The organism is Bradyrhizobium sp. USDA 4486 (assembly GCF_054057995.1).
The window spans coordinates 8,197,076-8,217,784 of the sequence record NZ_JBSRZV010000001.1 but is presented as its reverse complement, the minus strand read 5'-3'; the positions used below and the strand labels follow the sequence as shown (position 1 = coordinate 8,217,784).

Annotated in this window: 14 protein-coding genes and 1 pseudogene; 8 read left to right on the top strand and 7 right to left on the bottom strand. The window is 64.3% G+C overall.

Annotation, left to right across the window (positions count from 1 at the left end; genetic code table 11):
* Positions 1–159: 159 nt before the first annotated feature.
* Positions 160–816 carry a glutathione S-transferase family protein gene (locus tag ACVWY3_RS38775; protein ID WP_456843155.1) on the bottom strand — a complete coding sequence of 219 codons (657 nt, stop codon included), beginning with the start codon at positions 814–816 and terminating at the stop codon, positions 160–162.
* A 160-nt stretch (positions 817–976) separates the two neighbouring features.
* Here ACVWY3_RS38775 and ACVWY3_RS38770 point away from each other — a divergent pair, with 160 nt between their 5' ends.
* Positions 977–2,200, top strand: coding sequence for a polyhydroxyalkanoate depolymerase (locus tag ACVWY3_RS38770; RefSeq protein WP_456843154.1), 1,224 nt, complete (start codon positions 977–979; stop codon positions 2,198–2,200).
* Between the two features lie 89 nt (positions 2,201–2,289).
* On the top strand, positions 2,290–2,976 hold the full coding sequence (locus ACVWY3_RS38765) for a helix-turn-helix domain-containing protein (RefSeq protein ID WP_456843153.1): 687 nt from the start codon (positions 2,290–2,292) through the stop codon (positions 2,974–2,976).
* A gap of 12 nt (positions 2,977–2,988) precedes the next feature.
* On the opposite strand, the gene ACVWY3_RS38760 is transcribed toward ACVWY3_RS38765, so the two are convergent.
* Genes ACVWY3_RS38760 through ACVWY3_RS38750 form a run of 3 tightly spaced genes read right to left on the bottom strand, consistent with a single transcriptional unit; the run spans position 2,989 to position 7,735 of the window.
* Positions 2,989–4,527, bottom strand: a complete 1,539-nt coding sequence (locus tag ACVWY3_RS38760) for an aldehyde dehydrogenase (protein ID WP_456843152.1) — start codon at positions 4,525–4,527, stop codon at positions 2,989–2,991.
* Positions 4,528–4,560: 33 nt separating this feature from the next.
* The gene (locus ACVWY3_RS38755) at positions 4,561–5,766 is read right to left on the bottom strand and encodes an ABC transporter substrate-binding protein (RefSeq protein WP_456843151.1); all 1,206 of its coding nucleotides are present in this window, start codon (positions 5,764–5,766) and stop codon (positions 4,561–4,563) included.
* Positions 5,767–5,806: 40 nt separating this feature from the next.
* Positions 5,807–7,735 carry an autotransporter domain-containing protein gene (locus ACVWY3_RS38750; protein WP_456843150.1) on the bottom strand — a complete coding sequence of 643 codons (1,929 nt, stop codon included), beginning with the start codon at positions 7,733–7,735 and terminating at the stop codon, positions 5,807–5,809.
* Between the two features lie 144 nt (positions 7,736–7,879).
* Between ACVWY3_RS38750 and ACVWY3_RS38745 the strand changes: the two genes are divergently transcribed.
* Together ACVWY3_RS38745 and ACVWY3_RS38740 are read left to right on the top strand one after the other, a co-directional pair.
* A complete protein-coding gene (locus ACVWY3_RS38745) occupies positions 7,880–9,073 on the top strand; it encodes a CaiB/BaiF CoA transferase family protein (RefSeq protein WP_456843149.1) in 1,194 nt (397 codons plus the stop codon).
* Positions 9,070–9,984 carry a hydroxymethylglutaryl-CoA lyase gene (locus ACVWY3_RS38740; RefSeq protein ID WP_456843148.1) on the top strand — a complete coding sequence of 305 codons (915 nt, stop codon included), beginning with the start codon at positions 9,070–9,072 and terminating at the stop codon, positions 9,982–9,984. The genes ACVWY3_RS38745 and ACVWY3_RS38740 overlap by 4 nt, the downstream gene beginning before the upstream one ends.
* Here the strand turns inward: ACVWY3_RS38740 and ACVWY3_RS38735 are convergent.
* On the bottom strand, positions 9,969–13,364 hold the full coding sequence (locus ACVWY3_RS38735; protein WP_456843147.1) for an adenylate/guanylate cyclase domain-containing protein: 3,396 nt from the start codon (positions 13,362–13,364) through the stop codon (positions 9,969–9,971). The genes ACVWY3_RS38740 and ACVWY3_RS38735 overlap by 16 nt on opposite strands.
* Before the next feature lie 176 nt (positions 13,365–13,540).
* Positions 13,541–14,056, bottom strand: coding sequence for a hypothetical protein (locus ACVWY3_RS38730; RefSeq protein ID WP_456843146.1), 516 nt, complete (start codon positions 14,054–14,056; stop codon positions 13,541–13,543).
* A gap of 698 nt (positions 14,057–14,754) precedes the next feature.
* On the opposite strand from ACVWY3_RS38730, the pseudogene ACVWY3_RS38725 reads away from it, so the two are divergent.
* Positions 14,755–16,276 (top strand): annotated as a pseudogene (locus ACVWY3_RS38725) (PAS domain S-box protein).
* A 6-nt stretch (positions 16,277–16,282) separates the two neighbouring features.
* Here ACVWY3_RS38725 and ACVWY3_RS38720 read toward each other — a convergent pair.
* Complete coding sequence (locus tag ACVWY3_RS38720) at positions 16,283–17,308, bottom strand: AraC family transcriptional regulator (protein ID WP_456843145.1); 1,026 nt, start codon at positions 17,306–17,308, stop codon at positions 16,283–16,285.
* Positions 17,309–17,496: 188 nt separating this feature from the next.
* On the opposite strand from ACVWY3_RS38720, the gene ACVWY3_RS38715 reads away from it, so the two are divergent.
* The 3 genes from ACVWY3_RS38715 to ACVWY3_RS38705 all read left to right on the top strand — a co-directional run bounded on the left by ACVWY3_RS38715 (position 17,497) and on the right by ACVWY3_RS38705 (position 20,677).
* Positions 17,497–17,946, top strand: a complete 450-nt coding sequence (locus ACVWY3_RS38715) for a cupin domain-containing protein (RefSeq protein WP_024339447.1) — start codon at positions 17,497–17,499, stop codon at positions 17,944–17,946.
* Between the two features lie 96 nt (positions 17,947–18,042).
* On the top strand, positions 18,043–19,533 hold the full coding sequence (locus ACVWY3_RS38710; protein ID WP_456843144.1) for a flavin-containing monooxygenase: 1,491 nt from the start codon (positions 18,043–18,045) through the stop codon (positions 19,531–19,533).
* Positions 19,534–19,603: 70 nt separating this feature from the next.
* Positions 19,604–20,677, top strand: a complete 1,074-nt coding sequence (locus ACVWY3_RS38705; protein WP_456843143.1) for a hypothetical protein — start codon at positions 19,604–19,606, stop codon at positions 20,675–20,677.
* The last annotated feature ends 32 nt before the right edge of the window (positions 20,678–20,709 follow it).

Below are 20,709 nucleotides of genomic sequence, written 5' to 3'. Positions count from 1 at the left end.
GTCGCATTCAGCCCGAACCGGTATACAACATCTGCGCAGCGCATAGGCAGCGCCGAGCCGATGGCAGGCGCCAAACGTTAACGGCTTCAAGGACATGACCGCCAGAGGGCGGTAGCTTGGCCCTCGCCCCCAAAACAGGCAGGGCGCCGCCGCTCCTGCCTAATATTCGACCTCGAGCTCCTCGATCTCGGCCGGCTCTTCCCGCGCCGCCGCGATCCATTCCTGCATCTCGGGCATGGCCATGATGGTATCGGCATAGGCCTTCAGCTGCGGCTCGAGCTTGACGTCATAGGTGACGAAGCGCGTCACCACGGGAGCGTACATGGCGTCCGCCATGCTGCGCCGCTCGCCGAACAGGAACGGCCCGCCGGATTTCTCCAGGCAGTCGCGCCAGATGAACCAGACGCGGTCGATGTCGGCCTGCGCGCGTGACCAGATCTTGAAGCCGGGGAAGTGCCCTTTCAGATTGACCGGCAGCGAGGCGCGCAGCGTCGTGAAGCCGGAATGGATTTCGCCCGAGATCGAGCGGCAATGCGCGCGCTGGACACGGTCGGCAGGCAATAGGCCAGCATCCGGCATCACCTCGTTGAGATATTCGGCGATCGCCAGCGTGTCCCAGACGGTGGCGCCCTCGTGCCGCAGGCACGGCACCAGGATCGAGGACGACAGCAGCAGGATCTCCGCGCGCGCCGACGGATCGTCGGGTGCGGTGACGATCTCCTCGAAATCGAGGCCGGAGAATTTCGCCAGCAGCCAGCCACGCAGCGACCACGACGAATAGTTCTTGCTGCTGATGGTCAGTGTCGCCTTCGCCATAGAGCCCTTCCCTCACGCCTGATCGCGGGCACCGCGCGGGCGTGCGCATTGCCTGTGCTTGCCGCGAAAAGAGCAGCAAGCGACGTGCCAATTTCGGGGACGGCCGCGTCCCGCTTGGCGTCGATATTGCATAGCAATAGGGGGCAACCGGGCTTTCAGTATGATGTCGATGTATTATCAGGCCTTCCAGAACCATATGGACCTGACGGCGCCGTGGCGGGCGGGGGCCTCGTCCGCGCTCAAATTCCTCAATCTGGTGCCGCAGGGCCTGTCGGATCAGGTGGTCGGCCGGCTCTCGGCGGCGCTGGAGCTGATCTCGCGCGCCACCCTCACCTATGACCGCCCGGCCTACGGCATTGACAGCGTGATGGTGGGCAACCGCGAGATCGGCATCACCGAGGAGATCGCCTATGCGACGCCGTTCGGCTCGCTGCTGCATTTCAAGAAGGATGGCGCGCCCGAACAGCCGCGCATGCTGCTGGTGGCGCCGATGTCCGGCCATTTCGCCACGCTCTTGCGCGGCACGGTGAAGACGCTGCTCCAGGACCACGACGTCTACATCACCGATTGGCACAATCCGCGCGACATTCCGCGCAAGGAGGGCCGTTTCGGCCTCGACGACTACACCGAGCATCTCATCGACTTCCTGGGACAGCTCGGTCCGCGCCCGCATATGGTCGCGATCTGCCAGCCGTCGGTCTCTGCGCTCGCGGCCGCCGCGATCATGTGCGAGGACAATCACCCGTCACGTCCGGCGACACTGACGCTGATGGCCGGCCCCATCGACACGCGGATCCAGCCGACCAGGGTGAACGAGTTCGCCAAGAGCAGGCCGATCGACTGGTTCGAGCAGAACCTGATCAACTACGTGCCGGTGCAATGCCGCGGCGCGCTGCGCAAGGTCTATCCCGGCTTCGTGCAGCTCACCGCCTTCGTCTCCATGAATCTCGAGCGCCACATCAAGCAGCACATGGATCTCGCCAACCACATCGCCAAGGGCGAGAAGGAGAAGGCGGCGAGCATCAAGACCTTCTACGACGAATATTTCGCGGTGATGGACCTGCCTGCGGAGTTCTACATCGAGACCGTGCGCGACGTGTTCCAGGAGCATCTGTTGCCGCAGGGCAAGCTGATGCATCGGGGGCGTCCGGTGAACACCAAAGCCGTGAGCCGCATGGGCCTGATGACGGTCGAGGGTGAGAAGGACGACATCTGCTCGATCGGCCAGACGCTCGCCGCGCAAGACCTCTGCACCAGCGTGCGCGCCTATCGCCGCGTCCACCACATGCAGGCCGGCGTCGGCCATTACGGCGTGTTCTCCGGCAAGCGCTGGAACAACGAGATCTATCCGCTGCTGCGGGACTTCGTGCACGTTAATTCGTAAAGGGAAGCAGCAGGGTGTGCATTCTGTCCGGCGCGCTGCGGCGCCATACAACCTTGTGAGGCAGCCCGAACTCTGAGATTATGGGCCGCATGCATGACAGATCGCCATCACGACGGCAAAAGACTTCGGAAGGGCCCGCAAGCGAGGCCGCCATCTCCCGCAAAGCTCCGCCGAAATCCAAGGGCTCGGCGCGGACCGTTCGCGCTGGCGACGATGCGCTGATCGTCGAGCTCGGCAGCCGCGTGAAACGGCTGAGGACGCAGGCCGGCCTGACCCTGGAAGAATTTGCGGCGCAATCCGGCGTCAGCCGCGCGATGCTGTCCAAGGTCGAACGCGGCGAGAAGAGCCCGACGCTGGCGATCATCGTCCGGATCGCAAAGGGGCTCAACGTCTCGATGTCCACCCTGATGGGTGCCGAGCCCGATGCCGCCCAGGTTGCCGTCATCCGCAAGGCCAATCGCCTGGCCTTCAAGGACCCCGAGACCGGCTTTGAACGTCACAATTTGTCGCCGTCGCACCTCGACAACGACCTCGAATTCCTGCTGCACCGGATTCCGCCGGGCGAATCCTCGGGCGAGCTGCCGCCCTACAAGGCCCCGACCGAGAAATATCTTGTCGTCCACGAGGGCGAGTTGACGGTGCAGATGGGCGAGGCCAATTACGTGCTCGGGACCGGCGATTCCTTCTACTTCGACGTGCGCGAGCCCTACCGCTTCATCAACGCCGGCACAATGCCGTGCGCCTACTATCTTGTCATCCGCCGCCGCCGGGTCTGAGCCGGCTCTCTGCTACTGCAACGTGAATGGATTGGAGATCGCGGGCGTCGGATTGATGAAGACGCTCTTGGCCTCCAAGTATTCGTATATCGCCTCGAGCCCGTTCTCGCGACCGAGACCGGACTCCTTGAAGCCGCCGAAGGGCGACAGATAGCTCACCACGCGATAGGCGTTGACCCACACCGTGCCCGCCCGCAGCCGCTTCGGCAGCGCAAGCGCACGGGCGAGATCGGTGGTCCAGAGCCCCGCAGCGAGGCCAAACGGCGTGTCATTGGCGAGCGCCACCGCCTCGTCGTCGGAATCGAATTTGATCACGCTCAGAACCGGTCCGAACACCTCCTCGCGCGCGATTCGCATATCGTTGGTGACGTCGGCAAAGATGGTCGGCTCGACAAACCAGCCGTCGCCGCATTCGGGCCGGCTCGCGCGCCGGCCGCCGAGCACGCAGCGCGCGCCCTCGGCGCTGGCGAGCTCGATGTAGTCGAGCACCTTCTGCAATTGCTGCTCGGTCGCAACCGGTCCGACATCGGTCTCGGGGCTGTTGGGATCGCCGAGGCGGGCTGCCTTCATCACCTCGACGAGACGCGCGAGAAAGACATCGTGGATCGAGGAATGCAGCAGCAGCCTCGAGCCCGCCATGCAGGTTTGCCCGCTGGCGGCGAATATCCCGGAGATGACGCCCTTGACCGCGTCTTCGATGCTGGCATCGCCGAAAACGATGTTCGGTGATTTGCCGCCGAGTTCGAGCGAAACGCGCTTGAACTGCCGCGCCGCCGCTTCATAGATGGTGCGGCCTGCCAGATTGCCGCCGGTGAAGGCGATCCGGTCGACGAAGGGATGCTCGACCAGAGTCTCGCCCGTTTCTGAGCCGAGCCCGGTCACCACATTGACCACGCCCTTGGGAAAACCGGCCTGCTCGAACAGCTCCACCAGCGCGAGCAGGGAGGCGGAGGCGTATTCGGAGGGCTTGATCACGACGCAGTTGCCGGCGGCGAGCGCAGGCGCGAGCTTCCAGACGGTGAGCAGCAGAGGCGAATTCCACGGCGTGATCGCGCCGACGACGCCGACCGGCTCGTAGGAGACGTAGTGCAGCATGCCCTTCTTGTCGGTCGGCGGCATCCGGCCTTCGATCTTGTCGGCGAGCCCACCGTAATACTGGAACCAGCGCGGCAGATATCTCATCTGCCCCAGCATCTCGACCTTGAGCTTGCCGTTGTCGCGCACTTCCAGCTCGGCCAGACGCTCCGCATTGGCCGCGATCAAGTCGCCGAGGCGATGCAGCAACAGGCCGCGATCGCTCGGATGCATGCGGGCCCAGGTCCCGCCGACAAACGCACGATTGGCGGCCTGCACGGCGCGATCGACATCCTGCGCATTGCCGCGCGGGATCACCGCCCAGGCCTTGCCCGTATAGGGGTTCTTGCTCTCCAGCCAGCGTCCCGACGCCGACTCGCACCATTCGCCGTCGATGTACATCTTGAACGCCTCGAGCTGAGGCGCGGCATCAGCTTGCGCCCCGCCTGACGAGGCCGATAAGCCTTCCGCATTCATGTGGTAACCTCGACTTCCATCCATGTCCCGGTCCTACCTCACCGCGAGGTAAGGACAGCCGCTCTTCTCGGCCGGCACGAACAGGCCATCGCCCGGCAAGGTCGCCATCAGCTTGTAAAGGTCCGCGGGGCCCTTCGAGTCCTGCGGGCTTTTGACTTCGAAAATGTGCATGTCCGACACGACGCGGCCGTTGGCCTGAATATGCGCATGCTGGATCAGATTGCCCTCGATCGGCTGTTGCAGCATCTTGGCCTGCACCTGCGCAGCCTCGTCGCTGCCGATTGCGGCGACCGCTTTCAGGTAATGCGTGGTGGCGAGATAGGCGAGCACATGACCCATGGTCGGCACGGCGTTGCCGCTGCGGGCCATGAAGCGTTTCGACCAGGCGCGCGTCTCATCGTTCAAGTCCCAGTAGAAGGACGCAGCGAGCCGCAGGCCCTGCGCGGTCGACAGGCCGAGCGCCGTGACGTTGTTCTCGAACACCAGCATGGTCGCGAGCTTGGCGCTGACGCCGAACTCTTTCGCCTGCTTGATGGCCAGCACGAGGTCGGGACCGGCATTGGCAAGACCGATCACCTCGGCACCGGACCCCTGCGCGGCGAGAAGCTGCGAGGCGAGATCGGTGACGTTGAGCGGATGCAACACCTGCCCGACAACCTGGCCCCCGGCGGCCTTCACGGTCTCGCCGGCGTCGGACGCCAGGTTCTTGCCGAACACATAGTCGGCGACGATGAAGAACCATTTCTTGCCGCCGGCATCGACGATGCCCTTGGCGATCGTCTTGGACAGCTCGCTGGTCGACGGCGCCCATTGCGTGCCATAGGGCGAGCACCCGTCGCCGCTGAAGTTCGACGCGTACCCGCCGCTGACAAGCGTCGTCTTCTTCAAAGAGCGGGCGATCGCCTGCACGGCCAGCCCAACCGAACTCGCGCCACCGGGAATGATCGCGCTGACGCCCTGCTGCTCGATGAATTGGCGCGCCAGCGCCGCGCCGATATCGGGCTTGCTCTGGTGATCGGCCGAGACCACTTCGATCGGGCGGCCCAGCACCTTGCCGCCGAAATCCTCCACCGCCATCTTGGTCGCGAGCACCGTGCCGGGTCCGCCATTGCCGGAATAAATCCCCGACATGTCGTCGATCACGCCGATGCGGAACGGTGCATCCTCCGCGAACGCTGCGGCAGGAACGACGCCTAGCAGCACCGCGACAGACGCCGCGCGAAGCAGTGACACAATCATGATCTCCTCCCAAGTGGATGGCGGATGTTGATTCCCATCATCAGAACGCGATCTTCACCGCGCCCTGCACGGCGAATTGCGGATTGCTGTTTCCGAACGTGCTCGCGGCTGTCAACATGCCCGCGACATTGCCCGCCAACGCGGTCGAGACGCCGCCCACCACCTTGCCATAGGTGCGGTCGGGATTGCCGGCCACCACGGTATAGATCGGCAGCGCGAGGGCGGCTGTTTCAGCTGCCAGCAGCGTGCGCGCGCCGCCGAGGAAATCGTGCTCGGCCGTCAGGTTGACGAAGGAATTGATGGCATGGGCGCCGACAGCGAAGGGCGCGCGGAATTGCACGCCGGCACTGCCGGTCAGGCCTTCGAGCTTCTGCCGCGCCACGAACTGGGTGACGATTGGATCGCCGGTCTCGGTGTAGGGATCGACGTTGGTGTAGTCGTAGAGCAGCCCGACCAGCGGTCCGACGCGCACACGTCCGACGTCGAACAGATAGGCTGACTTGAAGCCGGCAGTGAAAGTGTCGCCCCGCGTGCTGCCGCGGATCGTATCGACGACCCCGGGACGATCGATCCGATAATTGTTGTAGCCGTAGGTGGCGACGATGTCGGTCAGCAGATGCGGATAGCTGAGGGACGCATAGCCTGCGACCTGGTAGCTGTCGAGATCGAGATGGCCGGTGCCGCCATGCAGATTGGCGACCGGATTGGTGTAATTGAGCGCGCCGCCGACGCGGATGTTGGCATCGAGCTTGACGTCCGCGCCGAAGGTGCCGCCCGCGAGCGTATAGTCGAAACCGACAGCATTGCCGTCGGCGCCGAAGCGGTCGCCACGGCTGCCGCTGCCATACGCGGCGGCGAGATAGACCGACAGCGGCAGCTCGGGTGCAAGCCGTCCTGGAGCCTTCGTGCTGATGCCGGGCCGGTCCATGGATGCGTGGGCCTGAGACGGTCCAGCGGTGACGCGCGGATCGTTGGCACGAAAGGCGTCGAGCCGTGAGAAGACCGAATTTGAGAAATTCTGTGCGGTGAGCTGGGCGATGTCGGCCTGCGCGGCGAGCCCGTCCTGCGCCGCGAGCAGATTGGCCTCATAGCGCGCGATCACCGCATAACCGGCATCGGTCGGATGCAGGTCGAACATGAAATGCTGGTTCTGCACGTCCTTTGACGCCGTGAGGCAATTGCCGTCGAAGATGCAGGCGGTCCCCGTCTTGAAGCCGAGGCTGGCCGGATCAGTGTAGGCCTTCGTGTAGATCGCAGCGAGATCGATGACGTGGAGGCGAACGCCGGGCGCTGCGAGCGGCGCCAGCGTGCTCGCAAGATTGGCGTTCGCGAGGCCGAAGAACGTCGCGGCTCCCGGAATGTTCGGAAACGCATAGGGAGGCCCCAGCGGATAGAAGCCGCCGATCACATAGAAATTGTAGGTCGACGAGGAGAACATGTTCTCGACGACGAAATTTCGCCCGCCCGCTTTGATCAGTTGCGCGATGTTGTCGTACTGTTTTGACAGCGTCGCCGCCGACAGCGTTTGCGGCGTGTAGGGAAGCCCGTTCGAGTCGAGAATTCCCAGCAAGGGTGCGGCCGAGTTGTTCGGCATGCCGCCGATCACGATCAGATCGTTCGGCTGGAAGCTTCCGCCTGCGCTCGTGAACGCGGCGACCTGCTGGGCGACGGTGGGCCCGCCGTTGAACGCGGGGAATACGCCGTTGCCGACGCCGTTGTAGGCATAGTCGTTCGGCTTGCTAAAGCTGTAGCTCGTCAGCATCGACAGCCATTGCAACGAGCCACGTCCGTTTCCGCATGCGCCGTAAGGCGCCGATTGCGGAAACGCGATCGGACAGTTTCGTGAGACGTCGAGCAGGCTATCGCCGAACCCGTAGATCGTACCGAGCTGCTGCGCCCGCGCAGGGGCAACAGGCATTCCCGCGGCCAGCAGCAATGCTGCGGCCGTCATCGCCGATGTCAGTCTCACGGTCGCCTCCTCTTGGCGTATTCGTCCCGAATGGGCGTCTTGAGTGCGCCTTGTTCAACAGAGCCTAGCAGAAATTTTCTATCATAAAAGAGAAATCTTCTATAGGAGATTTCGGGGGAGACAGCATGGAATGGGAGGCCAGAGATGGACGGTCCACTTGCCGGCATTCGCGTTCTCGAGCTTGGCACGCTGATCGCTGCGCCCTTTGCCGCGCGGCTGCTCGCAGAATTCGGCGCCGACGTGATCAAGATCGAACAGCCCGGACAGGGTGATCCCTTGCGGAAGTGGCGCAAGCTGCACGAGGGCACCTCGTTGTGGTGGTATCTGCAATCGCGCAACAAGAAGTCGATCGCGCTCGATCTCAAATCGGCTGACGGCGTCGCAATCGCGAAGGCACTCGCGGCCAAGGCCGATGTCGTCATCGAAAACTTCCGGCCCGGCGCGCTCGAGAAGATCGGCTTGGGCTGGGACGTGCTTTCGGAACTCAACCCGAAGCTGACGCTGGTGCGTATCTCAGGCTACGGACAGACCGGCCCCTACCGCGACCGGCCCGGCTTTGGCGCCGTCGGTGAAGCGATGGGAGGGCTGCGCCATACGACGGGAGATCCTCAATCTCCGCCAGCGCGGACCGGCATCAGCATCGGCGACAGCCTCGCTTCGCTGCACGCGGTGATCGGCGCCTTGATGTCGCTGCTGCACGTCAGGGCCGGCGGCGGTAACGGACAGATCGTCGACGTGTCGCTGTTCGAGAGCGTCTTCAATCTGATGGAGAGTCTCGTTCCGGAATACGACCTCATGGGCCATGTGCGCTCGCGCAGCGGCGGCGCGCTTCCGGGCATCAGCCCATCCAACACCTATCCGACGAGCGATGGCAGTTACGTCGTGATCGCCGGCAACAGCGATGGGATCTTCAAGCGGCTGATGAATGCGATCGGAAGATCCGACCTTGCCGCGGATCGGGCGCTCGCAACCAACGACGGACGCGTGGGGCGCGCGGCCGAACTCGATGAAGCAATCTCGGATTGGACCCGCCGGCATACGATTTCCGAAGCGCTCGAAGCGCTCGAAGCCGCCGGCGTGCCCGCCGGACGTATCTTTACCGCGGCCGACATCGTCAATGATCCGCACTATCTTGCGCGCGACATGATCGTGTCGGCCACGCTGCCTGGGAATGTGCCGGTGAAGATGCCCGGCGTCGTTCCGAAGCTCTCCAAGACCCCCGGTGCAATTCGCTGGAACGGCCCTGAGCTCGGCGCGCATACCGACGCCATTCTCACCGAGCTCGGCAAGACCGAGCAAGACCTGCATGACTTGAGACAGCGCGGTGTCGTGCAATGAACAACGGGCCCGACATCATCATTCAGGAAGTCTGCCCGCGTGACGGCCTGCAGATCGAGCCCGTCGTGGTGCCGACCGATGTCAAGATCGGCTTGATCGATCGGCTCTCCGCCTGTGGCTTCAGTCGGATCGAAGCCGGATCTTTCGTGTCGCCAAAAGCCGTTCCTGGGCTTGCGGACGGCGATGCCGTATTTCGCTCGATCGCGCGGCGTGAAGGGGTGACTTTCGTTGCGCTCATACCCAACCTCAAGGGCGCCGAGCGCGCCCTGGCGGCAGGCGTCGACGAGGTGAATTTCGTGATGTCCGCAAGCGAGACCCATAACCGCGCGAACATGGGGATGGATCTTCAGGGTTCGCTGGCGGCTCTCGCGGAGGTGAGTGCAGCAGCAGGCGGACGACTTCAGGTCAACGCGACCCTGGCCACCGCGTTCGGCTGTCCGTTCGAGGGCGAGCAGGACGAAGCCAAGGTGCTCCGCCTGATCGAGGCCTATCTCCGAGTTGGCGCGCAAGGCATCACCCTCGCGGACACGACGGGCGTGGCCAACCCGCAGCTGGTGAGACAGCGCGTCAGATCGGTGCTCAGCCTTGTCCCGCGCAACGCCTTGACGCTGCATTTCCACAATACGAGGGGCCTTGGCCTCATCAATGTGATGGCCGGCTTTGAGGCCGGCGCGCTTCGCTTCGATGCGTCCCTCGGCGGAGTCGGAGGCTGCCCGTTCGCGCCAGGGGCGTCGGGCAACGTCTGCACCGAGGATCTGGTCAATCTCTGCCAGGAAGTCGGCCTGAATACGGGCCTCGATCTCGAGGCCCTGATCGCATTGTCGCGCGAGTTGCCGTCGATCGTCGGACACCCCGTTCCAGGACAAGTGGCCAAGGCCGGCCGTGCCTGCGATCTTCATCCGGCTCCGTAATCGTCATCCCTGCCGCCAGCACGACCCGTCAGGGAAGCGGCGTGTGGCTCATGCTCTTGCGAGAGCAGCGCTTTCGCTTCCACCAATTCAGGAAGATGACGCTCCGCCTCGAACTCGGCGAGCACGGGCGCGAGCACTTCGGAGACCGCACCTGCTCGGCCATTTGTCTTGCGCAGACGGGCAAGTCCAAGGGCGCTGCGCAGCTCGAACGTCTTCGTCTGCTGGCGGCGCGCGATTTCCAGCGCTCGCTCGAGGTCGTCCTCGGCACTGGATTCGTCTGGAGAATCACGGCGCGACAAAAGGCTCGCGCGGACGCGATAAAGCTCAGCATCGAGCCAATGCTGGCCGGACTGTCCGGTCCCGGCGATCAGTTCATTCAGGATTTCAAGCCCGGTTTCGACCTCGCCCAGCTCTGCATTCGCCACGGCGACATGCATCCCCCAAAACGGCTCGCAAAGGTAGCAATCGTTCTCGTGCAGCGAGGTCCAGCCGTGACGCATCTCCGCCAGCCCCGCCATTCGTTCACCGGAACGCCACTTGGCGAGGCCGTTCAGGTAGGTGCCCGCGGCCACATACAGCGGCATCGTGTGGTCGCGCGCGAGCCCGAGCGCCAGGATCGTCTCTGTCTGCTGCAACATGCCTCCGCATACGCCGTCGAACACGGCGCGATGGACCAGCGCATTGGCCTGGGAAAGCGCCCGTTTCTCTCCCGAAGCGCCCACCGCGTCGGCGGCGAGCTGGCGCGCGCGAGCGGTAAAACCGAGCGGCCAGAGCACCAGGGCAAGGAATCTCATGATCACGAACGGCAGATCCAGTGCCGACGCCCTGAATGTCCCGGGATCCGGTTCGGCGCCATAGATGGCAAGCGCCTGCTCGAGATGCGCTCTCGCGTTCACGTAATCGCCGGCGAACCAGGAGGTGACGCCGCCTGTCCAATGGGCAACGATCGCAGCCACCGGCGAGTCCGGCCGCCGGTCAGCGGCGCTCCTGATGGCATCCGCCAGCTCCTGCATCGGAGCGAGTTCGCCGTGTGTCAGGCAGGCATTGAAGAGACCCGAGTGAACGGGCGCAAGTTCAACGGGATCATCGATGTCGGCTGCGAACTGACGCGCACGCGTCCATGCCGCGATCGTTTCGGGGGCGCTGTGTCCGAGGCTGCCCCTCAGTGCACGGCCATATAAGATTTGAAGATGCAGCCTGCTCATCATGCGGCGGGGGTCGTCAGTCAGTTGCAGTTCGTCAGCGGCCGCAACCGCTTTGCCCAGATGCGCGACCGCTTCGGAATAGGCGGAGCGCTTCAGCGCCTGCTGGCCCGCCTTGCGCCACCATTCGAGCGCGACCTCGCTCAGCCCCGCTTCGGTGAAGTGATGCGCCAGAACCTCCGGCTCGGTCTCGGTGACAATCGGAAACTTATCGCGCAGGACCTCGCCAATTCTCGTGTGAAGCAGCTGCCGTTTGCTCTTGAGCAGGCTCTCGTAGGCCGCCTCCTGAACAAGGGCGTGCTTGAAGCTATAGTTTGCGTCCGGCGGCGCCCCGCGGCGAAGCAGCAGCTCCGCCTCTTCGAGTTGTTCCAGCGCAGCGCCCAGCGTCAGATCATCGCGTCCCGCCACGTATTTCAGCAGCGCGTACGAGAAGTCGCGGCCGATGGCGGCGCCGATCTGCGCCACCTCCTTGACCGGAGCGAGCCGGTCGAGCCGCGCCATCAGCGAATCCTGCAGCGTGGCGGGAATCGCAAGCGGCGGGAGCGGACTGTTCAGGCGATAGCGCCCGGCATCTTCGACGAGCAGGCCGGACTCCAGCACCATCTTGGTCAGCTCCTCGACGAATAGCGGCACGCCATCCGTCTTGTCGATGATCTGCTTCATCATCTCGCGTGGCAGCTGGCGACCGACGACCACCTGCTCGACCAGCGCGCGCGTGTCCTGCCGATCGAGCCGGTCGAGCCGCAACAGGCCGACATTGGCAAGGCCCGACCAGGATGGCTCGAATTCCGGCCGGGATGTCATGAGCACGAGGATCGGAAGTGACCTGATCCGATCGACCGCGAGATCAAACAGCTCGAGCGTCGTGGCATCGGCCCAATGCAAATCCTCGCAGATGATCAGCAGAGGCTGATCTCGCGCCAGCCCCTCGAGCTGATCGAGAAGGACGGCAAAGGTCTGTCGCCGCTGCTGCGCCGGGCTCAAGCCTAAGGATGGGCAATGGTCAGGGGTTGGAATCGAAAGCAGAGCCGCAATCAGCGGTGTCGCGCGCGCGGCCTGCCGGGTCCCAAGCGCCAGCATTGTCTCGAGCTTGTCGAGCTTTTGTTCTGGCGTGTCCTGTGCGCGGATTCCGGCGGCGCGCTCGAGCTGCGCGACAAAGGGATGAAGCGCACTGTTGGTATGGTAGGGTGAACACTGATATCGCACCCGGCGGTGGGTCCCGAGCGAGGGACTTTCGGACAGCGTTGCCACGATGCGCGACTTGCCGATTCCCGCCTCGCCGGAAATCAAGACGATCTGGCCATGGCCCTGCCATGCCTCGCGCTGGCGCGAGAGAATGAATTCGATCTCGTCCTTGCGGCCGACAAAGCCGATCGAGCGCGCGGCGCGGACCGCCTCGAAGCGGCTCTCGGATGCGTTCGCTCCTTCCACTGCCCACACCGCGATGGGTTCGCCTATTCCCTTGACTTCGCGGCGGCCGAGATTGTGAAAAGTGAAGAGATCCCCAAGCAGCCGGCGCGTCGATGACGCGACGACGACCACCCCGGGTTCTGCAAGGCTCTGAAGCCGGGCAGCGAGGTTTGGCGTATCGCCGATGGTCGCGTGCTCCTCCGACGCATCTCCGCTGATGAGGTCGCCGACCACCACAAGACCGGTCGCAACTGCGATCCGCAGCTCGACCCGTTCGCCGGCGCCTGTCTTGAGCTGACGAATGGCGGAGATGATGTCGAGGCCTGCGCGCACCGCGCGCTCCGCATCATCTTCGTGGGCCCGCGGATAGCCGAAATAGACGAGTATTCCGTCACCGACGAACCTGGCTATCCTGCCGTCATAAGCGGCAATGACGCGCGCGCAGGCGGCGCGGTAGGCCCGGATCAGTTCCCACATATCCTCGGGATCGAGACGCGCCGAGAGCGCGGTCGAGCCGACCAGATCGCAAAACATGACGGTGAGGTGGCGTCGCTCGGCGTCGTGAGGAGCCGGCGATGCGATCAATGCGGCAGGATCGAGGTCGGCAATCGCACGCTGCATCTTGCGGCGATGACCGAGCAGGACTCCGAGCTTGTCAAAGTCCTCGTCCATCAGCTCGGGAAGGACGCTGACGTCGATCCCATTCTGGGCAAAGCGCTCCGCGTATTGCCCAAGCCCTAGCTTGTCGAGCCACTGCGCAATCTGCATAGCGCACCCATCTGATGGCTGGCGATTAGCAGACCCTTGGACCACGGCCGCGCCGAGACAATATGCCAACGGCACTATGATGGCACGCCTTGTCTTGTTTAGCGAAAATTAGGTTACTCGTTACCGATGAGGCTTCGGTCGGAACACGGCTCGATGCGAACGTGGGCGCACTTTCTTCATTGCTCGTTCATTGGCGCTTCGTGGCTGCGTGACATCGTGCCTGCCGCAACCTGAAGCGAAGACCCAACCGCCCAGAAACCGGCGACAAAGCTTATCAGACCGTTGGATAGATTTTGGTCAAGGACAAGAATGCTGACGGACAGAGTTGCGGCGATCGCCGCGCCGAACGTTCCGGCCGCACTCATGATTTCAGCCGACTCGGAACCGTTCCATTCTTCCGAGATGCTCGATTTCGGCCGCCGTGCGACATTGCCGGACAAGTCAATTCCGACATAATAGCTGACCGCTCCGTACAGCATTGTTATCAGCACGATCCAGCCGCTTTCAAACAGTCCACCTTTCTGACGCAACAGCGTCGCACCCACATAGAGGCCGCACGAGGCTCCAACGGCTGCCAACCCAATTCTTTCAAGGACATGGGCCGACTTGATCAGACTGGAACGGGCGATCCGAACACCGCCGACGTACCTGGTGAGGGAAAATGCGCTGGAAATTGTGCTGTTGATCTTCATGGGGGGCTCCTACTGAGTACTTGGCAGCCTACTGGCCGACCCCAGATCGAATCTGCCGGGACGCGTTTCTCGATGCCCTTGATTCCAATTTCTGCTGTGCTGAGTGATGGGGCTGGCTTGCTCGCGAAGGCGAGGAACCAATCCAAAGCTGCGGAGCACGCGGCTGCGCAGGTATTGCAACTCACCCGTGTCGTCGAACAGGTTCGGGTGCGGCAATTTCTTGAGGGAGTCGTAGTTCAAATCGTGAGGGATCGACTATGAAGCGGTTCACAGACCGCTGCTCGCTGCCGCTCTAGCCAGTCACAATTTCCGGAGCGCGTGCGAAGCCCGCAGTCAGGCCGACCACTCCTCGCCCCAGACCTGCACGACGTGGCTGGCCGAGCCTTCGCAAAGGCCAGCTTGAGCTCTATGAGCTCACGCTCAACCCCGGCGCCTCGTCCGGCACGGACTTCCTGCAGCACACCGGCGAGAAGGCCGGCTACATCCTCTCCAGCAGCCTGCGGCTGTGGCTCGCGTGATCTGGGTCACGACGCTGCGCCAGACCGATTCGCCGCCAGGTTGAGCCACCCGCCGTGTTCCCGGCGGCCGCCGGCGTCGCAAATTGACCATCGACAGAGACGCGGGCAGTCTGTCGCTCGCGTAATGCCGCGCTCGTCGACAGGGCGGCGGTCAGCTTCTGGCGTCTTTGGTATGAGAGCATGAAACTAAGGGGGCTTCTGACACTTGCGATCGCCACGCAGGCCGTCGTGACCAGTGCCGCTCTGCTCGCCTGTTATGCCGTGACCGGCGCCGCCGACAGCTTCGGCATTGCCCAGATCATTGCCCTGCTCGCAAGCGTCGTCGTTGCGGTGGTGCTTGCCCGGCTGTGCGCACGCGCGATCGAGACGTCGCAGAAAAAGCACACGGCCGCAGCATTGGCCGAGCAGGCGCAGGCCGACGCGCAAGCAACGCAAGCCGTCATCAGGACCGCGCTCGATGCCTTCATCCAGACCGACGCGAACGGCGTCGTGCTGGAGTGGAGCTTTCAGGCCGAAGCGCTGACCGGATGGTCGCGCCAGGAGGCGCTCGGCACCGACGTCGTCGACCTCCTCATCGCCGAGCCGTTCCGCCATGGCTTCCGGCAACGCATGATGCGACTCCTGCCGGAACTGTCGCATGCGCCGATCGGCATCCGGTTCGAGGCGATCCTGCTGCACCGGAACGGCGGCGAGATCCTGATCGAGGGCTCCAGTACGGCGCTCCAGGTCGGGACGCGGCGCGTCATCAACATTTTCGTCAAGGACGTCACCCAGAAGCGCGCCGCCGAGGAGCAACTGATCCAGGCGCAGAAGATGGACGCGGTCGGGCAGCTCACCGGCGGCATCGCGCACGAGTTCAACAACATGCTCACGGTGATCACCGGCACGATCGAGATCCTTGCCGACGGCGTGAAGGACAACCCGCCGCTTGCGACCATCACCAAGCTGATCAGCGAGGCGGCGGACCGCGGCGCCGTGCTGACGTCGAGCCTGCTGTCCTTTGCGCGCAAGCAGGCGCTCCAGCCCGCCGAGATCGACGTCAACGAGCTGCTCGAAGAGCTGGCAAAGCTGCTGCTGTCGACCTTCGACAAGAAGGTCGAGATCGGGCATCAAGGTCTCCTCCACCGAAGGCCGCGGCACGATCTTCGCGATCTACCTGCCGAAGGCGGCGGCGAGCACGCTTCGCCCGGCCGGTTATGACGAGCGCAAGATCGTCGGCGGAACCGAGACCATCCTGTGCGTCGAGGACGACCGCGACGTCCGCCAATACGTCACGGTGCAGCTCGAAAGCCTCGGCTACAAGGTCATCCCCGCCGTCAACGCGGCCGAAGCGCTCGCGATTTCAGCCGCAGGCACGCCGTTCGACCTGCTCTTCACCGACATCGTGATGCCCGGCGGCATGAACGGACGCGAGCTCGCCGAGCGGATGGTTGCCGCGCGGCCTTCGCTGCGGGTCCTGTTCACGTCGGGCTATGCCTACGACTCCCTGCATGCGCAGGGACGCGCCACCATGGGCGCGCCGCTTCTGACAAAACCCTACCGCAAGGCCGAGCTCGCGCGCCTGCTGCGCCGCTCGCTCGACACCGCACTCGATTCCGCGGGCGATCCGATCCCGACGCCCTATTCGGTACAGGCCGATGTCGAGGGCTTTCTGCGTAGGCAAGCCGCCGAAGACCGCGCCAAGACGCGGTCGCAAAAATAACCGCGCCTAGCTCATCCCTCGCCGCAGCGTCGCCGACGGTGTCTCGCCGAATTTCTGGCGGTAGGCACCGGCCATGCGGCCGAGATGGGTGAAGCCGAGATCGAAGGCGATCTCGGTGATCGAAGAATCGGGCGAAGCCTGCGAGAGGCGCGCGTGCAGGCGAGCGAGGCGCATGTCGAGCAGCATCTCCGAGATCGACACACCGAAGTGACGGCGGAAGCCGAGCTGGAGCGCGCGAATACCGATCCCGGAGGTGCAGGCGAGCTGCGCGAGGTCGAGCGGCTCGCCGGAATTATCCGCGAGATGGTCGCGCGCGGCGCGGAGCGTGCGCGGCAGACGCTCCGCGTGGCCAGAGAATGTCGTGATCGCATCCGACAGGCCATGGCGCTGGCCATTGAGGAGATGATCGAGCAGCCCCTCGCGCCAATCGGCCAGCGCGAGCGGCGACAGCCTGCCGGAGGGACCGAGACGCTCGGCGAGCTGCATCAGCGCATCGAGCTTCATGCGGAGGTCGCGCCCGGACGGCGCATCGAGGTCGATCACAGGATCGAACTCGACCGTGCCCGCCGCCTTGCCCGACAGGGCCGCAGCGCGCTGCTCGACCAGGCGGCGGTCGAGCAGCAGGATGATTTGCGCACACTCCGTCCAGACCATCCGGGCCGGAATGGTCGGCGACAACAGCGATGCCGTCCGGCCCGGCGCAGTGTCGAGCTCGCAGGCGCCGGCGCGAATACGGGCCCCGCCGGTGAGCGGAATCTGCACCAGGAAGAAGCGGTCGAGGCAGCCGGGATCGATGCTGACCGATCCGCCATAGGCGACGTAGTTGATGGAAAAGCCTGCGAATGCCGCGCAATTGTGCCGGGCGGAGAAGCCGGTTGCGCGCGCTTGCGCCGGCTTGAGATCGTGCGGACAGAAGATGCGGCCGATCTGCTCGGCAGCCTCATCGACATCGTCAGTGGTGACGCGGGCGAAATCCGCCAGCCGTTCGGCTGTGGCCGCCCTTGCGCTCGTTTCCTGCACGGCTGCGGACATCGTCGACCACGCTTCGCGTCACGGGATTGCTTTAAGCCTATAATAGTTCCCCGGGCGCGAGAAGGGCCGCGCCTGCAAAATCGTCGTGCTGCACGGCAACAGCCATATCCGGATTCGTTTAGCGGATAGACAGGCGGCCCATAGCTGACCGAAGCTCCGTCCCCGCCGGAATCCATGAGGAGCAAGCCATGACTGCACTCGAAAAGGGCATTACCGCCAATGGCACGGGCTATGGCGGCAAGAGCTGGAACATCCTGGGCCAGGTCTACTTTCCCAAGGCCGTCACCGACTCCACCTTCGCGTTCGAGACCAACAGCGACCCCGGCCAGTTCGTGCCGGTGCACATCCATCCGACTCAGGACGAGTTCATCCTGGTGCAGGAAGGCACGCTCGACCTCAAGCTCGACGGTCAATGGGTCAAGGCCCATGCCGGCGACCTCGTGCGCATGCCCCGCGGCATTCCCCACGGCTATTTCAACAAATCCGACAAGCCGTGCCGGGCGCTGTTCTGGGTCTCGCCGATGCAGAAGCTGGAGGCGCTGTTCAACCAGCTCCACAATCTGACCGACCCGGCTGAAGTCGTGCGCATCTCGGCGCTGCACGAGGTCGACTTTTTGCCACCCGAGGCCAACGACTAGCGTCGCCGGTTCGTCCACTTTCACCTGCTGCAGGTCCGAACGGCCGCACCTTGCGGCCGAGCGTGACCGCTTGCGCATAAAACATCGAGCAATCCCATGGTCAGCCCCAAGCATGTCTGCGTGATCGGCGCCGGCGTCTCCGGCCTTGCCGCCGCAAAGGCGTTCTCCAGCCGCGGTCACCGCGTCACCATCGTCGAGCGGAGCGCCGATCTCGGCGGCGTCTGGGAGCCGGCGCGCTCCTATCCTGAGGTGCAGACGCAGAGCCCGAAGGATCTCTATCGCTACACTGACCGCGCCATGCCGGACGCCTATCCGGAATGGCCGACCGGGCCGCAGGTCCACGCCTATCTCGCCGATTACGCCAAAAGCTTCGGCCTCGACCGCATGCTGCGCCTCAACACGGCGGTCGCGGGCATGGCGCGGCGCGCCGATGGCAGGCCGGGCTGGACGCTCACCCTGACGAGCAAAGACAGCGCGACTTCAAATGAGGATTTCGATTTCGTCGCGGTCTGCACCGGGCAGTTCAACGAGCCGCGCGAGCTGCATTGCCACGGCGAAGGCAGCTTCCTGGACCAGGGCGGCCAGATCCTGCATTCGTCGAAATACGGCGATCCAACGCTCGCGAAAGGCCGGCGCATCGTCGTGCTCGGCGGCTCGAAATCGGCGACCGACATTGCCGTGAACGCAGTGAAATCAGGTGCGCGCGAGGTCACCATCGTGATGCGCGAGCCGGTCTGGCGCATTCCTTACTTCATCGGCGGGCTCGTGAATTTCAAGCGCATTCTCTACATCCGCGCGCAGGAGGAGATGTTCCCGGGCTGGGGCGCGAGCGCGATGGCGCGGCTTGCCCATCGCGCCGCCGCGCCACTGGTCTGGGCGAACTGGCGCGGGCTCGAAAGCCTGCTCAAGGCGCAGCTCAAGCTCGGCAAGTGCAAGATGGTGCCGAAGGAGCGGATCGAGGACGGCGTCAACTGCTCGGTGCCGATCGCCACGCCCGGCTTCTATCCGATGGTCGCCGACGGCCGCATCAAGGCGGTGTTCGGCACGTTCGACCATTATGAAGGCGACACCATCGTGATGAGCGGCGGCGAGCGGATCGGCGCCGATGTCGCGGTGCTCGCCATCGGCTACAAGCTCGGCGTGCCGTTCCTGCCCGCGGCCTATCAGGACAAACTGGTCGACGCCGACGGGCAGTACCGGCTCTACCGCCTGATCGCCAACCCGGACCTGCCGGAGCTCGGCTTCGTCGGCTTCAACTCCTCGTTCTGCACCGTGCTCTGCGCCGATCTGGCCGCGAACTGGCTGGTGCGCTATGCCGACGGCCAGCTTGCGAAACAGCCGACGGCACAACAGATGCGGGACAACATCGAGATGATGCTGCACTTCAGGCGCGTCGAGCGGCCGGCTGCCGGCGTCTATGGCGGCCTATGTGTCGCACCCTATCACTATCGTCATTTCGACGAGCTGATGGCCGATATCGGCGCGAAGGTGCAGAAGCGCGGCGGGCTCAAAGGCCGCTTCCTGCCGCCGGATGCCGATGCCTACGCGAAGTTCCTGGCGACGGCCCCGGACTACCGGGCGGCATGAGAGGAGAATTGCGACTACACGCCTCTGATGCTTACGATCTCCCTGGCCATCGAATTGACGGGAACCAGTCATGGGATCGAGACGACTTGCCGCCGCGGCCTTTGCGGCCGTTGCCTTCTTCGTCACGGCACCCGCCATTGCACAGACGGGCGCGCCGACGACGCGGCAAGCCGAGGCGCTCGCGAACTACGAGCGCGCGCTCGGGGAGTTCAAGGCCATCCTCGCCGAGCGGCGCAAGCAGATCGACGCGAAGCAGCCGCTGCCGAACCTGCCGGGCCAGGCGCTCTATCTCGCGCGCGTCGCCGTGATCAGCAGCTACAAGGATCTCACTGACGCCATGCCGTCGCGGATCGGACGGCCCAACAAGTTCGAGATCCCTCCGGCCTATTTCGATGCCGACATCGAGCCGCTGATCGAGGAATACGGAAAACTGTTCGATATCATGGAGGCGCCGCCGGCGGATGCGCAGAACTCGCCGACGCCGTTCAAGGACGTCGTCGATCTCGCGGTTGCGATCGCGCGCGCCAAGGGGCTCGCGCCGGTTCACGCGGAAGCTGCGGGCCGCATCAGCCTCGGGCTGTTCTTTGCCGAGACCAACGGCAAGCAGAACGTCCGCAACGGGCGCTCGAACACCTATATGGGCAGCTTCCAGACCGGCCCGTCCGAGGACCGCAACGGCCGCAGGAAATGGGAGGCGATCAAGGGCGAGATCGCACGCTTCGATCCCGAGCTGAGCGCGCGCGACGACAGGGAAGAGGCCCGCGCCCGCGGCACCGATCACCGCTTCAATCACTGGACCAATGTCCGCGACGGCCTGATGAACGCGCATGCGGATCTGTTCCGGGAGATCCCCGCCATCGTGAAGACGCTGCCCGACCCGATCGACCAGATGAAGCTGTTCGAGCTGATCCAGATTGTCCCTACTCCGACGAGGTCCGCGCTCAAATCGGGCGATCTCCTGAATTACCGGGTGTCCAGCCCCACGGTCATGAAGCACCTGCGCAACAACAGCATCTTCGCCTTCGGGCACGCCGACCGAGCACGGACCTCGGCGAGCTTCCGCGAGATTCTCGCCGCGATGTGGCTGTTCAACCGGAAGTTCGAGCGCGCGATGGCGAACTACGCGGAGATCAAGCCCCGCTGAGGGAGCAGTTGCAACCGCCACCGGACATTGTA

What these genes read in the sequence shown, in the direction of transcription:
- ACVWY3_RS38775 (WP_456843155.1), bottom strand. Translation starts at nt 816, where the DNA reads ATGGCGAAGGCGACACTGACCATCAGCAGCAAGAACTATTCGTCGTGG.
- ACVWY3_RS38770 (WP_456843154.1), top strand. Translation starts at nt 977, where the DNA reads ATGATGTCGATGTATTATCAGGCCTTCCAGAACCATATGGACCTGACG.
- ACVWY3_RS38765 (WP_456843153.1), top strand. Translation starts at nt 2,290, where the DNA reads ATGCATGACAGATCGCCATCACGACGGCAAAAGACTTCGGAAGGGCCC.
- ACVWY3_RS38760 (WP_456843152.1), bottom strand. Translation starts at nt 4,527, where the DNA reads ATGAATGCGGAAGGCTTATCGGCCTCGTCAGGCGGGGCGCAAGCTGAT.
- ACVWY3_RS38755 (WP_456843151.1), bottom strand. Translation starts at nt 5,766, where the DNA reads ATGATTGTGTCACTGCTTCGCGCGGCGTCTGTCGCGGTGCTGCTAGGC.
- ACVWY3_RS38745 (WP_456843149.1), top strand. Translation starts at nt 7,880, where the DNA reads ATGGACGGTCCACTTGCCGGCATTCGCGTTCTCGAGCTTGGCACGCTG.
- ACVWY3_RS38740 (WP_456843148.1), top strand. Translation starts at nt 9,070, where the DNA reads ATGAACAACGGGCCCGACATCATCATTCAGGAAGTCTGCCCGCGTGAC.
- ACVWY3_RS38735 (WP_456843147.1), bottom strand. Translation starts at nt 13,364, where the DNA reads ATGCAGATTGCGCAGTGGCTCGACAAGCTAGGGCTTGGGCAATACGCG.
- ACVWY3_RS38730 (WP_456843146.1), bottom strand. Translation starts at nt 14,056, where the DNA reads ATGAAGATCAACAGCACAATTTCCAGCGCATTTTCCCTCACCAGGTAC.
- ACVWY3_RS38720 (WP_456843145.1), bottom strand. Translation starts at nt 17,308, where the DNA reads ATGTCCGCAGCCGTGCAGGAAACGAGCGCAAGGGCGGCCACAGCCGAA.
- ACVWY3_RS38715 (WP_024339447.1), top strand. Translation starts at nt 17,497, where the DNA reads ATGACTGCACTCGAAAAGGGCATTACCGCCAATGGCACGGGCTATGGC.
- ACVWY3_RS38710 (WP_456843144.1), top strand. Translation starts at nt 18,043, where the DNA reads ATGGTCAGCCCCAAGCATGTCTGCGTGATCGGCGCCGGCGTCTCCGGC.
- ACVWY3_RS38705 (WP_456843143.1), top strand. Translation starts at nt 19,604, where the DNA reads ATGGGATCGAGACGACTTGCCGCCGCGGCCTTTGCGGCCGTTGCCTTC.